The 13,091-nt window shown below is 52.7% G+C and carries 12 protein-coding genes; 4 read left to right on the top strand and 8 right to left on the bottom strand.

Annotated elements, in window-relative coordinates:
• Positions 1 to 47: 47 nt before the first annotated feature.
• Entirely contained in the window at positions 48 to 1,253 is a 1,206-nt protein-coding gene (gene gltS, locus OGX95_RS14960; protein WP_271442014.1) for a sodium/glutamate symporter, read from the top strand.
• A gap of 40 nt (positions 1,254 to 1,293) precedes the next feature.
• Here gltS and recG read toward each other — a convergent pair whose 3' ends face one another.
• From recG to gmk, 5 genes are read right to left on the bottom strand one after another with little or no spacing between them, the layout of a single operon-like run.
• Positions 1,294 to 3,375, bottom strand: coding sequence for an ATP-dependent DNA helicase RecG (gene recG / locus OGX95_RS14955; RefSeq protein ID WP_286630001.1), 2,082 nt, complete (start codon positions 3,373 to 3,375; stop codon positions 1,294 to 1,296).
• A gap of 5 nt (positions 3,376 to 3,380) precedes the next feature.
• Positions 3,381 to 4,070 carry a tRNA (guanosine(18)-2'-O)-methyltransferase TrmH gene (trmH, locus tag OGX95_RS14950; RefSeq protein WP_137382117.1) on the bottom strand — a complete coding sequence of 230 codons (690 nt, stop codon included), beginning with the start codon at positions 4,068 to 4,070 and terminating at the stop codon, positions 3,381 to 3,383.
• A gap of 6 nt (positions 4,071 to 4,076) precedes the next feature.
• A complete protein-coding gene (spoT, locus tag OGX95_RS14945; protein WP_271442017.1) occupies positions 4,077 to 6,188 on the bottom strand; it encodes a bifunctional GTP diphosphokinase/guanosine-3',5'-bis pyrophosphate 3'-pyrophosphohydrolase in 2,112 nt (703 codons plus the stop codon).
• Positions 6,189 to 6,206: 18 nt separating this feature from the next.
• The gene (rpoZ, locus tag OGX95_RS14940) at positions 6,207 to 6,482 is read right to left on the bottom strand and encodes a DNA-directed RNA polymerase subunit omega (protein ID WP_000135058.1); all 276 of its coding nucleotides are present in this window, start codon (positions 6,480 to 6,482) and stop codon (positions 6,207 to 6,209) included.
• A 54-nt stretch (positions 6,483 to 6,536) separates the two neighbouring features.
• On the bottom strand, positions 6,537 to 7,160 hold the full coding sequence (gene gmk / locus OGX95_RS14935; RefSeq protein ID WP_137382115.1) for a guanylate kinase: 624 nt from the start codon (positions 7,158 to 7,160) through the stop codon (positions 6,537 to 6,539).
• A 261-nt stretch (positions 7,161 to 7,421) separates the two neighbouring features.
• On the opposite strand from gmk, the gene ligB reads away from it, so the two are divergent.
• Positions 7,422 to 9,101 carry an NAD-dependent DNA ligase LigB gene (gene ligB / locus OGX95_RS14930; RefSeq protein ID WP_286630000.1) on the top strand — a complete coding sequence of 560 codons (1,680 nt, stop codon included), beginning with the start codon at positions 7,422 to 7,424 and terminating at the stop codon, positions 9,099 to 9,101.
• Here the strand turns inward: ligB and OGX95_RS14925 are convergent.
• Both OGX95_RS14925 and OGX95_RS14920 read right to left on the bottom strand, forming a co-directional pair.
• A complete protein-coding gene (locus OGX95_RS14925; RefSeq protein WP_003024049.1) occupies positions 9,098 to 9,715 on the bottom strand; it encodes a trimeric intracellular cation channel family protein in 618 nt (205 codons plus the stop codon). The two genes, ligB and OGX95_RS14925, sit on opposite strands and share 4 nt — an antisense overlap.
• A 258-nt stretch (positions 9,716 to 9,973) precedes the next feature.
• Positions 9,974 to 10,837, bottom strand: a complete 864-nt coding sequence (locus OGX95_RS14920) for a YicC/YloC family endoribonuclease (protein WP_286629999.1) — start codon at positions 10,835 to 10,837, stop codon at positions 9,974 to 9,976.
• Positions 10,838 to 10,962: 125 nt separating this feature from the next.
• Between OGX95_RS14920 and rph the strand changes: the two genes are divergently transcribed.
• Positions 10,963 to 11,679, top strand: coding sequence for a ribonuclease PH (gene rph / locus OGX95_RS14915; protein WP_003024054.1), 717 nt, complete (start codon positions 10,963 to 10,965; stop codon positions 11,677 to 11,679).
• A gap of 65 nt (positions 11,680 to 11,744) precedes the next feature.
• Positions 11,745 to 12,386: an orotate phosphoribosyltransferase gene (pyrE, locus tag OGX95_RS14910; RefSeq protein WP_271442020.1), complete on the top strand. Its 642-nt coding sequence runs from the start codon at positions 11,745 to 11,747 to the stop codon at positions 12,384 to 12,386.
• 86 nt (positions 12,387 to 12,472) lie between these two features.
• Here pyrE and slmA read toward each other — a convergent pair whose 3' ends face one another.
• Positions 12,473 to 13,069, bottom strand: a complete 597-nt coding sequence (slmA, locus tag OGX95_RS14905; protein ID WP_003827257.1) for a nucleoid occlusion factor SlmA — start codon at positions 13,067 to 13,069, stop codon at positions 12,473 to 12,475.
• Positions 13,070 to 13,091: the final 22 nt, after the last annotated feature.

Below are 13,091 nucleotides of genomic sequence, written 5' to 3'. Positions count from 1 at the left end.
ATGAATCGTGCGTAGCAGAACTGCAAAGCGCACTAATGGAGCTGTATATGTTTTACCTCGATACATTATCAACACTGGTTGCTGCAACCCTGGTGTTGCTGCTGGGGCGTAAGCTCGTCCAGTCTGTCTCTTTCCTGAAAAAATATACGATTCCCGAACCTGTAGCAGGTGGATTGCTGGTGGCGATCGCGTTGCTGGTGCTGAAAAAAAGCATGGGCTGGGAGGTCAATTTTGATATGACGTTGCGCGATCCGCTGATGCTGGCGTTCTTCGCAACTATCGGCCTTAATGCCAATATTGCCAGCCTGCGCGCTGGTGGCCGCGTGGTGGGCATCTTTCTGATTGTGGTTGTTGGGCTGCTATTAATGCAGAACGCCATCGGTATCGGTATGGCAAGCCTGCTGGGTCTCGACCCGTTGATGGGCCTGATTGCCGGTTCGATAACGCTCTCTGGTGGGCACGGAACCGGAGCGGCGTGGAGCAAGCTGTTTATTGAACGCTATGGTTTCGCTAATGCAACTGAAGTGGCAATGGCATGCGCAACGTTCGGCCTGGTGCTGGGCGGCTTGATTGGTGGTCCTGTCGCGCGCTATCTGGTTAAACACTCCACGACTCCGGACGGTATGCCGGACGATCAGGCAGTACCGACTGCGTTTGAAAAGCCGGATGTTGGGCGCATGATCACCTCGCTGGTGCTGATTGAAACTATCGCGCTGATTGCTATCTGCCTGACGGTGGGCAAAATCGTTGCGCAAATGTTGGTGGGAACGGTGCTGGAACTGCCGACCTTCGTCTGCGTACTGTTTGTTGGTGTGATTCTGAGTAATGGTCTGGCGCTACTGGGCTTTTATCGGGTGTTTGAGCGTGCGGTTTCGGTGCTTGGTAACGTCAGCCTGTCGCTGTTCCTGGCAATGGCGTTAATGAGCCTCAAGCTATGGGAACTGGCTTCGCTGGCGCTGCCAATGTTGGCAATCCTTGTCGTACAGACCGTTTTCATGGCGCTGTATGCGATTTTCGTCACCTGGCGCCTGATGGGTAAGAACTACGATGCGGCGGTTCTGGCAGCCGGGCACTGTGGCTTTGGCCTCGGCGCAACGCCGACAGCGATTGCCAACATGCAGGCGATTACCGAACGTTTTGGCCCATCACATATGGCGTTTCTGGTGGTGCCGATGGTGGGGGCGTTCTTTATCGATATCGTCAACGCACTGGTGATTAAGCTGTATCTGCTGTTGCCGATTTTTGCGCAATAAAGGCCGTGCGGCGGTGTGATAACCGCCGCGATGAAGAGGGTTATGCGTTGGAGTAGCGTTCAGTTTCTGGCATCCAGCGCTCTATCAGCGCCACTGCCTGCTGTGGATAACGTTCGTGAATATGGCGGGCAATGCGCTGAACTTCCGGAATAATGGCCTGATCGCGCAGTAAATCCGCTACCTTAAATTCCGCCGTTCCGGTCTGGCGTGTACCCAACAGCTCACCGGGGCCGCGGATCTCCAAATCTTTTTGCGCAATAATGAATCCGTCGTTGCTGTCTCGCAGCACCTGCAGACGTTTTTGCGCTGTTTTTGACAGCGGTGATTTGTACAGCAGGACGCAGTGAGAAGCGACTGCACCGCGACCGACGCGGCCGCGCAGCTGGTGTAACTGCGCTAAGCCCAGACGCTCCGGGTTTTCAATAATCATCAGGCTGGCGTTTGGTACGTCTACACCGACTTCAATCACTGTAGTGGCGACCAGTAAATGCATTGCACCCTGTTTAAACGCAGCCATGACAGACAGCTTCTCGGCAGGTTTCATGCGCCCATGCACCAGGCCAATATTAAGCTCCGGCAGAGCGAGTTTAAGTTCTTCCCACGTGGCCTCTGCTGCCTGGGCCTCCAGTAAATCAGACTCTTCAATCAACGTGCAGACCCAATACGCCTGACGTCCTTCGTGCGTGCAGGCGTTACGCACACGGTCAATGATGTCGCTGCGCCGGGTATCCGGAATCGCGACGGTGGTGACCGGTGTACGCCCTGGAGGCAGTTCATCAATCACTGATGTGTCGAGATCGGCATAGGCGGTCATCGCCAGCGTGCGTGGGATTGGCGTGGCGGTCATGATCAACTGATGCGGGTGGAAACCCTGCTGCTGACCTTTTTCCCATAGTGCCAAACGCTGATGCACGCCGAAGCGATGTTGTTCGTCGATGATAACCAGGGCCAGTCCATTGAACTGAACCTGTTCCTGGAAAATAGCATGAGTGCCGACAATCATCTGGACCTGGCCGCTGGCAATAGCCTCCTGCTGTGTCTGACGCGCTTTACCTTTTTGCTTGCCGGCCAGCCAGCCCACTTCAACACCCAGCGGTGCAAACCAGTTGCGGAAGTTATTTGCGTGCTGCTCAGCCAGTAGTTCGGTGGGGGCCATCAGCGCAACTTGCTTGCCATGTGCAATTGCCCGTAGAGCAGCAAGTGCTGCAACCAGCGTTTTCCCGGAACCAACATCACCCTGTACCAGTCGCATCATCGGGACATCCAGCGCCATGTCGCGTTCAATCTCGGCGGTTACCCGCGCCTGTGCGCCGGTTGGCTTAAAGGGGAGGGCTGCCAGCAGCTTATTTTTCAGCGTATCGTTCGCACTCAGCGGCTGGGCGTGAAAACGTTGGGCTCCGGCGCGTAACGCCAGCATGCTGAGGTTGTGTGCCAGCAGTTCTTCCAGAATCAAACGTCGCTGTGCCGGATGTTGTCCGGTTTCCAGATCGCTTAGCTGGAGTGACGGCGGTGGACGGTGCAGCGTGCGCAGGGCTTCTGGCAGGCTCATCATCCCTTGTAGTAATTCCGGTGGTAGCAGTTCGGCAATGGCGCAGGTATCAAGCAAATCCAGCGCCTGATCGGTCAGTTTACGCAGTGTTGCCTGCTTCACGCCTTCGGTTGTGGGGTAAACCGGAGTGAGCGTTTCCTGGAGTTCCGGCGTGCTGAGATCGCCCTGTACGCGATATTCCGGGTGGATCATCTCTGCGCCATATTTCCCACGTTTAGCTTCGCCATAGGCCAGTACCCGTCTTCCGGTAGCGAGGCTATTTTTCATCGCGGCGCTGAAATTGAAGAAGCGCATCGTCAGAATACCCGAGCCATCGCTTATCTGGCAGGTCATCATCCGGCGGCCACCGAAGGTAATATTGCAGTTCAACACTTCGCCTTCAACGGTGGCGTAGACGCCGGGTAAGAGTTCGCCAATTGGGTAAAGATGAGTACGATCTTCGTAGCGCAGAGGAAGGTGCAACAGGAGGTCCTGCACGGTGTGCAGGCCAATTTTAGCCAGTTTACTGCTTTGTGCTGCGCCAACGCCCGTCAGAGAGTTGAGTGGGATGGCATCCAGTAAACGGCCTTTCATCGTGTTTATCTCGCAGACTGCATAGTGGCCCACCACGTTGCATCGGCTTCAATTTCGCCCTGCGTATTCACGTGGGGATAGGGGAGTCCTTTGCGCTTCGCCACATTGGCCAGCACGGGATATCCCCCTTCAAACAGCAAACGTTGCTGCTCGTCTTCCGGCAGCATGCTGTTTTCTCGTTGGTACATCCCGGCGTTTTGCCGCTGGCGTTGTGCTTCGTACAGAATCAGCGCCGAGGCGACCGAGACATTCAGCGACTGCACCATACCAATCATCGGAATGATGATGTCCTGATCTGCCAAATCTAATGCTTCCTGGGTGATACCGGTTTTTTCCTGGCCCATCAGGATGCAGGTTGGCCGCGTGTAATCAATCTCGCGGAAATCGACAGCTTTGTCAGAGAGGTGAGTTGCCAGAATTTGCATGCCCTGGCTTTTTAACTGCGTGACGGCATCGCCGATAGTGCGGTGAGTTTTCACCTGCACCCAACTGTTGCTGCCCGCGGCAGAGGAGGCCATGGTACGCATACGACTACCCGGCCAGACGGCGTGGACTTCATGCACGCCGACGGCATCCGCGGTACGAATGATCGCAGAAACGTTATGAGGTTTGTGGACTTGCTCCATGCAGACAGTCAGATCAGGCTGACGCCGCGCGAGCATCTCGCGGATACGTGCATAACGCTGTTCATTCATAAAAGACTAGTTTCTGTTACGGGTGACTTTAATCACGTCCGGCATGACGCGGATTTTGCGCATAATGTTCGCCAGATGTACGCGATCGCGGGCAGTGAGGCGAATAAAGGCGCTGTAGACGCGGCCGTCTTTCTCTTCAGTATTCAGACTTTGAATATTGGAGGTGGTCGTGTTGATTGCCGCCGTCAGGTTTGCCAGAGCACCCTGGTGGTTAAACATATCCACCTTAATCTCAGTGATGAACTCCTGCTCGGTCTCCTTATCCCATTCAACCGCCATAAACTTCTCAGGCTCTTTCTGGTAGCCACGGATGTTACGGCAGGACTCATGGTGGATCACCAGACCTTTACCCGGACTGACGTGGGCAATGATTGGATCGCCAGGAATTGGACGACAACATTTCGCGAAGGTGATCAGCACGCCGTCTGCGCCTTTAATAGGCAGATGACCATGACCAGATTGTGCTGGCGCATTTGCCGGCACCTCACCCTGCTGAAGGTTTTTCGCAACGACCACGCTCATGGCGTTACCCAGGCCGATTTCAGCTAACAGATCGTCAAGCGTGGCGAGCTTCATGCGCTCAAGCTCACGCTGGATGCTCTCTTGCGGGATCTCTGCCAGTTTACGGCTACCACCTAAGGCATGGTTGAGCAGACGACGACCCAGACTGACAGAATCATCGCGCTTAAGGTTTTTCAGCAGTTGGCGAATTTTGGCGCGAGCTTTTGAACTGACCACAAAGTTGAGCCATGCCGCATTGGGGCGAGCGCCTGGCGCGGTAATGATTTCAACGGTTTGGCCACTGGAGAGCGGCTGCGAAAGTGGGTAAGGCTGCCTGTCAACGCGGGCACCAACGCAGGCGTGACCGATATCGGTATGCACAGCATAGGCGAAGTCGACAGGTGTTGCACCGGCAGGCAATTCGACAATTCGCCCTTCCGGTGTGAAAACATAAATCTCATCCGGGAAGAGATCAGATTTGACGCTTTCAATAAATTCAAATGAGCTACCGGCGCTTTGCTGCAGCTCCAGCAAGCTTTGCATCCAGCGTTGGGCGCGGATTTGTGCCGTAGTACTGGTTTCGCCGTGCTCTTTATACGCCCAGTGTGCTGCAACCCCCATCTCCGCCATCTGGTCCATGTCTTCAGTACGAATTTGTACTTCAACCGGGACGCCGTGTGGGCCGATCATTGAGGTGTGCAAAGATTGATATCCGTTCGCTTTCGGAATGGCAATATAGTCTTTAACGCGACCAGGACGTGGTTTGTACAGGCTATGCATCTGGCCGAGTACGCGATAGCAGGTGTCGGAGTCATGAACAATAACGCGGAAAGCGTAGATATCCATGATCGAGTGAAAACGCTGCTCTTTGAGTACCATTTTGCAATAGATAGAGTACAGGTGCTTTTCGCGTCCACTTACACGACACGGAATGCCAGCCTCCTGCAAACGCCCTTCGATTTCTGAGAGGATTTTTTGGATCATCTCTTTGCGGTTGCCGCGAGCGGCTTTAACCACTTCTTTAATCACGCGATAGCGGTTCGGGTACAGCGCTTCAAACCCCAGCTCTTCCAGCTCGGTTTTTATATGATGAATACCTAAACGGTGTGCCAGCGGACTGTAGATTTCGAGAGTTTCACGGGCGATGCGGCGACGCTTATCCGGGCGTAATGAGCCCAGCGTGCGCATGTTGTGGGTACGGTCGGCAAGCTTGATGAGAATGACGCGGATATCCTGCACCATCGCCATAATCATCTTGCGAAAGTTTTCGGCCTGCGCCTCTTTCTTATCGCGAAACTTAAGCTTATCAAGCTTTGATACCCCTTCTACCAGTTCAGCAACACTTTTACCAAAAAGCTGTTCCATATCCTGGTAGGTGGCAGGGGTATCTTCAATCACGTCATGCAGCAGCGCAGCCATTAACGTTTCATAGTCGAGTTTCATCTCGGCCAGAATGCAGGCTACCGCTACCGGGTGCGTGATATAGGGTTCACCGCTTGAACGTGTTTGGCCCTCGTGAGCGTCACGTGCAACGAGATACGCCTGCCGAAGACGCTTAATCTGGTCTTCCGGCAGGTAATTTTGAATCAGTTGATTCAGGCTTTCAAACAGATACAAGGGCGACCCGCTTTGTGATTAACGACGACCTTCAGCAATAGCGGTAACGGCTTGTAATTCAGCGGCTTCCTGCTCTTGCTGTTCCTGGCGCTCACGTACGTCGAGGATCTGGTTGTTGATCAGACCTTCTTCGATTTCGCGCAGCGCGATTACGGTAGTTTTATCGTTTTCTTCCGGTACGAGCGGATCCTTTCCGCCTACCTGCATCTGACGAGCGCGACGCGCGGCGACCAGTACCAGGTCAAAACGGTTACCAATTTTCTCTACAGCGTCCTGAACAGTTACGCGTGCCATACTTAAAATGCTCCACAGGTGAAGAAATGACTGGGCATGATACTGAATGTGGGTTCAGTCTGCCAACAGTTTGCTGATTAAAGCGTCATGACGCTGCTTTTGGCGGCTCATGCGCAGACGTTCGGCGCGAATGATGGTTTTCAAATCGCCCAGGGCAGTATCGAAATCATCATTCACAATAAGATAATCATATTCGGCGTAATGGCTCATTTCTGCAACTGCTTGCGCCATACGTTTTGCGATGACTTCTTCGCTATCCTGACCGCGGCCTCGGAGACGGCGGTCCAGCTCAATCTTAGAAGGTGGCAAAATAAAAATGCTGCGCGCATGCGGCATTTTTTCACGAATTTGCTGCGCACCTTGCCAGTCGATATCTAAAAAGACATCTACGCCGGATGCTAATACTTGCTCAATGGTCTCACGCGAGGTGCCGTAATAATTGCCGAATACCTCAGCGTGTTCCAGGAACGCATCTCTGCCAATCATGGTTCTGAATTCATCATGGTTCACAAAGAAATAGTGTTCACCATGCACTTCCCCCGGGCGCGGTGCGCGCGTGGTATGTGAAACAGAAACCTGGGTGTCATACAACGGTTGGGTCTTTAATAAAGCCTGAATCAGGCTGGATTTACCCGCGCCACTGGGGGCAGAAACAATATAAAGCGTGCCTTGAGCCATGAGTATCTTAATGTATGTGATTGTCGAAAGAGAGCCTACATACGGGCTTATTATACACGTAGCCGCTTTGCTACGTAGCCTTTGTCACACTTTTTGCGCATGTTTATTGCGTTTTGCGTACCAGTTTCCTGTTTTACTGGAGGTTTGCTACAAAAAGTGAAAATGCCAGGAAAGCTGCTCGCATGATGCATTTTTGCCGCTCTGTTTTGATGGGGCTTTGCGCTATACCTGCCGGGAAACGCATTTTCAGGCGGAGGTGGTATGGGGTTATGGAAAAGCATTGTGCTGGTGTTGCTGTTCTGCCATTTGCGGGCCGGGGCCGCGTGTCCCACCTGGTCTGCGGATCGGGCAAACGAGGAAATGTCGCGACTACAACAGCAGATAACGCAATGGAATGATAGTTATTGGAAGCAGGGTGTGAGTGCCGTAGATGACGGTATTTATGATCAGTTGAATGCGCAACTACGCCAATGGCAACGCTGTTTCGGAGGTGATTCACCGACAGACCTGTCTGCGCCACCGATAAGCGGCTCAATATTGCACCCTGTTCCTCATACGGGGGTTCGTAAGCTGGCCGATAAGCAAGCGGTGCAGCAATGGATGCAGACGCGTAGCGATCTCTGGGTGCAACCAAAGGTAGACGGTGTTGCGGTAACGCTGGTTTATCGGGATGGCAATCTGATTAAGGCGATTAGCCGTGGTAACGGCCACAAAGGTGAAGACTGGACGCACAAGGTTCTCCAGATGCCTTCGGTACCGCGGACTGTCCGAGGACTGCTTGCGAACAGCACGTTGCAGGGGGAGATTTTTTTGCAGCAGGATGGGCATATCCAGCAAAAGAAAGGCGGTGTGAATGCCCGTTCTAAGGTTGCCGGTATGATGATGCGGCAGAACACGCCGGAGTTATTACGCTCTCTGAACATATTTATTTGGACCTGGCCCGATGGTCCTGCGGAGATGACGGAAAGACTACGGCAACTCACTGATGCGGGGTTCAGCCTCACTCAACGCTATACGCAGTCGGTGGCAAATGCGGATCAGGTTGAGCATGCCCGCGCCAGATGGTGGACTTCGGCATTGCCTTTCGTGACGGATGGGGTGGTGGTTCGCGCAGAAAAAGAGCCGCAAGCACGGCATTGGTTTCCTGGGCAGGGAGACTGGCTGGCGGCATGGAAATACCCCCCAGTTTCCCGGGTATCTGAAGTAACAGGTATTCAGTTCTCTGTTGGTAAGAGTGGAAAAATTGCTGTTGTTGCTGTGTTGGCACCCGTCATGCTGGATGATAAACGGGTACAGCGCGTCAATGTTGGATCTGTACGACGCTGGAATGAATGGGACATTGCACCTGGCGATCACATTCTGGTGAGTCTGGCCGGACAAGGTATTCCCCGCATTGATGAGGTTGTCTGGCGTAGTACCCAGCGCACTAAACCAATACCACCTGATGGGCACTTTAATTCACTGACCTGTTTTTATGCCGCGCCCGAGTGTTACGAGCAGTTTGTGGCCAGGCTGATCTGGGTTGGGGCAAAAGAGGTGCTGGATCTGCAGGGGATAGGTGAGGCGGGATGGCGGGAGCTGCATCAGGTATATCGCTTTGAGCACATTTTTTCCTGGCTCGGATTAACCCAGGAACAGTTACGATCCACATTTGGGATAAGCAAAGGGGAGAGGCTGTGGCATCAGTTTAATCAGTCTCGTCGTCTTCCCTTCAACCGCTGGGTTGGTGCGATGGGCATACCGTTAACCCAGGCCACAGTGAATGCCAGCGGTGATAGCGCCTGGCAGCAACTACAACAACGCGATGAAAAAGATTGGCGGCAGCTTCCGTCTATGGGTGAGCGGCGGGCCCGGCTGGTGATGCAGTGGCTGAAAAACAGGGAGGTAATAGCACTGAGCAACTGGTTAGCTGCTCAGCGTATCGCGGGTTTTATGCCTTAATGGCCTTCATGGCGATAATAAAATACCGGTAGTCCCAACTTCAGGCGAAGTGCCAGTAAACGTGCTGTAAAGCCGAAAAGTAGGGTAGATATAACTACAACATCATGGCTGGAGACATAATGTTGTAGCACGATGTAAAGCACGGCAGCGGCAAATGACACGCCGGCATAAAGTTCTTTCTGGAAGACGAGTGGAATACGTTTGCAGAACATATCGCGTAATACACCGCCAAAGACACCGGTGGTAACCGCTGCAACCACGGCAATAATTGGCCCGTGTCCCATATCCAGCGCTACCTGTGCACCGATAATAGAAAAGACCACCAGGCCCAGCGCATCCAGTACGAGGAAGATTTTACGCAGGTAGGGCATCACGGGAGCAATAATCGTTGTCAGTACCGCGGCAGTGGCTACGATAATGACATATTCAGGGTGTTTCACCCAGCCGAGCGGATAGTGGCCGAGAAGAATGTCGCGCACTGATCCACCGCCAATGGCTGTCGCGGTGGCAATAATAATGACGCCAAATGTATCCATACGACGACGACCTGCCGCAAGCGCACCCGTCATGGCTTCAGCAGTGATACCAATTAAATATAAAACGTGTAACAGCATGTCTTCCCCCTGATTTGCTGGGGGCTAAGGTTAACGATTTGTGCGTACTGTCACGATTGAGATTTTCTAAGGCGAAGTGATTTTAATAACTACAGCTAATGCTGGCTTGATGAAAATGCCATATGGCATGCGCTTCATTATATTATTGATGGTGATAAATGATGAGAAAATATAATGCGTAGTGAGGGGTTATAAACACGCTCATTGGAAAAAACACGTAGCGCCGCCGTTTATCGACGGGCTACGTGAGATGGTGACTTACTCGATGTTCTGGATCTGCTCGCGCATTTGTTCGATCAATACCTTCAGTTCAATCGCGGAGTTAGTGACCTCTGCATTGATAGACTTCGATGCCAGGGTGTTCGACTCACGGTTGAATTCCTGCATCATGAAGTCCAGACGGCGACCTACCGCCTCTTTTTTCTTCAGGATGTTGTAGGTTTCTTTGACGTGGGCTTCCAGACGATCCAGCTCTTCCGCCACATCGATGCGCTGTGCCATCAGCACCAATTCTTGCTCAAGACGGTTATTTTCGAGTTGGACCTGCGCGTCTTCCAGTTTGGCGACCAGACGCTCGCGCTGCCACTGCAGAATTTCTGGCATATGTGCACGTACCTTCGCCACTTCAGCGCTAACGCCTTCCAGGCGTTGCTCGATCAGTGTTTTCAGGGCCTGGCCTTCAGTTTCACGCGCGACAATGAAATCATCCAGTGTACCGTCAAGCGTGGCGAGGATTTCAGCGGCAATAGCATCCAGGTCTTGCTCCTGAGCAGCCATTACACCCGGCCAGCGCAGGATATCGACCGGATTAATTTCGCCTTCATCGCTCTGCATCTTGACCCAGTTAGCAGCGCTAACGAGCTGTTTAGCGAGTTTTTCATTCAGAATGAGCTCGCCTTGTGCGCTGGCATCAGGTTCAAAACGCAGTGTGCATTCGATTTTACCACGTGTCAGACGTGTGCGGATGCGCTCACGCACAACAGGTTCAAGACTACGGAACTGCTCCGGCAGACGAAAATAGGTTTCCAGATAACGCTGGTTTACCGAGCGCATTTCCCAGGTAGCGCTACCCCATTCACCCTTGATTTCACGCCGGGCGTAGGCGGTCATGCTGCGGATCATAGACGTTCCTGTTTTTGAAGATGAGATGGGAGGATTATAGCCATCCACGTCTTGTCAGGATAGGAATAACCGTCGGAAGTCCGTATAATGCGCAGCCACATTCGTTTCAAGCCGGAGATTTTATCATGCGTCCAGCAGGTCGTAGTGCCAATCAGGTGCGTCCCGTCACCCTGACCCGTAATTATACAAAACACGCTGAAGGCTCCGTGCTGGTCGAATTTGGTGATACCAAAGTGTTGTGCACCGCGTCTATTGATGAAGGTGTTCCGCGTTTCCTGAAAGGCCAGGGCCAGGGATGGATCACCGCAGAATATGGCATGTTGCCTCGTGCCACGCATACCCGTAACGCACGTGAAGCGGCAAAAGGTAAGCAGGGTGGTCGTACCATGGAGATTCAGCGTCTTATTGCGCGTGCGCTGCGTGCCGCAGTTGACCTGAAAACCCTTGGCGAGTTCACCATTACGCTGGACTGCGATGTTATCCAGGCTGATGGTGGTACGCGTACCGCATCCATTACCGGTGCCTGTGTCGCTTTGGCTGACGCGCTGAACAAACTGGTAGCAAGCGGTAAGCTGAAAACCAACCCAATGAAAGGGATGGTTGCGGCGGTCTCCGTAGGTATTGTAAATGGCGAAGCGCTCTGCGACCTGGAATACGTTGAAGATTCTGCCGCAGAAACCGACATGAACGTGGTGATGACCGAGGACGGTCGCATTATTGAGGTGCAAGGTACGGCAGAAGGTGAGCCGTTCAGCCACGAAGAGCTACTCACCCTACTGGCATTGGCCCGAGGGGGAATCGAATCCATTGTAGCGACGCAGAAGGCGGCGTTAGAAAATTGATTTTAAAGGCGACTGATGAGTCGCCTTTTTTTTGTCTGTAATAAAGTGAGATGAGGAGCGAATCCATGAAACCGTATCAGCGCCAGTTTATTGAGTTTGCGCTTAGCAAGCAGGTACTAAAGTTTGGCGAATTTACGCTGAAATCCGGGCGCAAAAGCCCCTATTTCTTCAACGCCGGGCTGTTTAATACCGGGCGCGATCTGGCACTGTTAGGCCGTTTTTATGCCGAGGCGCTGGTGGATTCCGGTATTGATTTTGATCTGCTGTTTGGCCCTGCGTACAAAGGTATTCCTATCGCTACCACAACAGCGGTTGCATTGGCGGAGCATCACGACAAAGATTTACCGTACTGCTTTAACCGTAAAGAGGCGAAGACCCACGGCGAAGGCGGCAACCTGGTAGGGAGCGCGCTACAAGGACGTGTGATGTTGGTTGATGATGTGATCACCGCCGGGACAGCGATTCGCGAGTCAATGGAGATTATCCAGGCGAATGGCGCACGGCTTGCTGGTGTATTGATTTCTCTCGATCGTCAGGAACGTGGGCGTGGCGAGATTTCAGCTATCCAGGAAGTCGAGCGTGACTATGGTTGCAAGGTGATTTCTATTATTACCCTGAAAGACCTGATTGCATATCTGGAAGAGAAGCCTGAAATGGCAGAACATCTGGCAGCCGTGCGAGCATATCGCGAAGAGTTCGGGGTGTAATTCAATTACCGGGTGGCGCTACGCTTATCCGGCCTACGGTTGGTTATGTAGGTCGGATAAGGCGAAATCGCCATCCGGCAGCTGTATTACTGTAGTTGTGCCGCGACTAACGGCCAGCGGGTGTCAAAGTCATCAGTTGGACGGTATTTAAATTCGCTGCGCACAAAACGAGATAACATACCTTCACAGAAAGCCAGTAACTGACTGGCCAACAGCGTTTCATCTACAGTGTAACCTTCGCCTTCACGCATTCTTTTTTCTCGCAAAACCTGGCGCAACTGTGCCTCAATGCGTTCAAAAAGCTGGTTAATACGGCCTTGCAGACGATCCTGTTCAAACATGAGCGCATGCCCGGTCAGAATGCGCGTCAGACCGGGGTTACGTTCACCGAACCCTAAAATCAGCAGAACGATCAGACGCAGACGTGCGTTGGTGTCCTTTTCATCTTTTAAGATCAGATTGATACGGGTAATCAGACTATCTTCGATAAACTCAATCAAGCTATCGAACATGCGGGTCTTGCTGGGAAAATGGCGATACAATGCCGCTTCGGAAACGCCCACAGAGGCTGCCAGTTTTGCTGTCGTGATACGCTGGCTTCCATCACTGGATTCCAACATCAGCGCCAGAGACTGAAGTATTTCTTCGCGACGATTCCTTTTCGCAGTTTGCTTTTCTACCATGTTACAAAATACCCCTGAAAAT

This window comes from Citrobacter sp. Cu233, assembly GCF_030332225.1.
Lineage (GTDB): Bacteria > Pseudomonadota > Gammaproteobacteria > Enterobacterales > Enterobacteriaceae > Citrobacter.
Note: the sequence above shows the minus strand (reverse complement) of the source record. Positions and strands in the feature narration are given on the sequence as shown.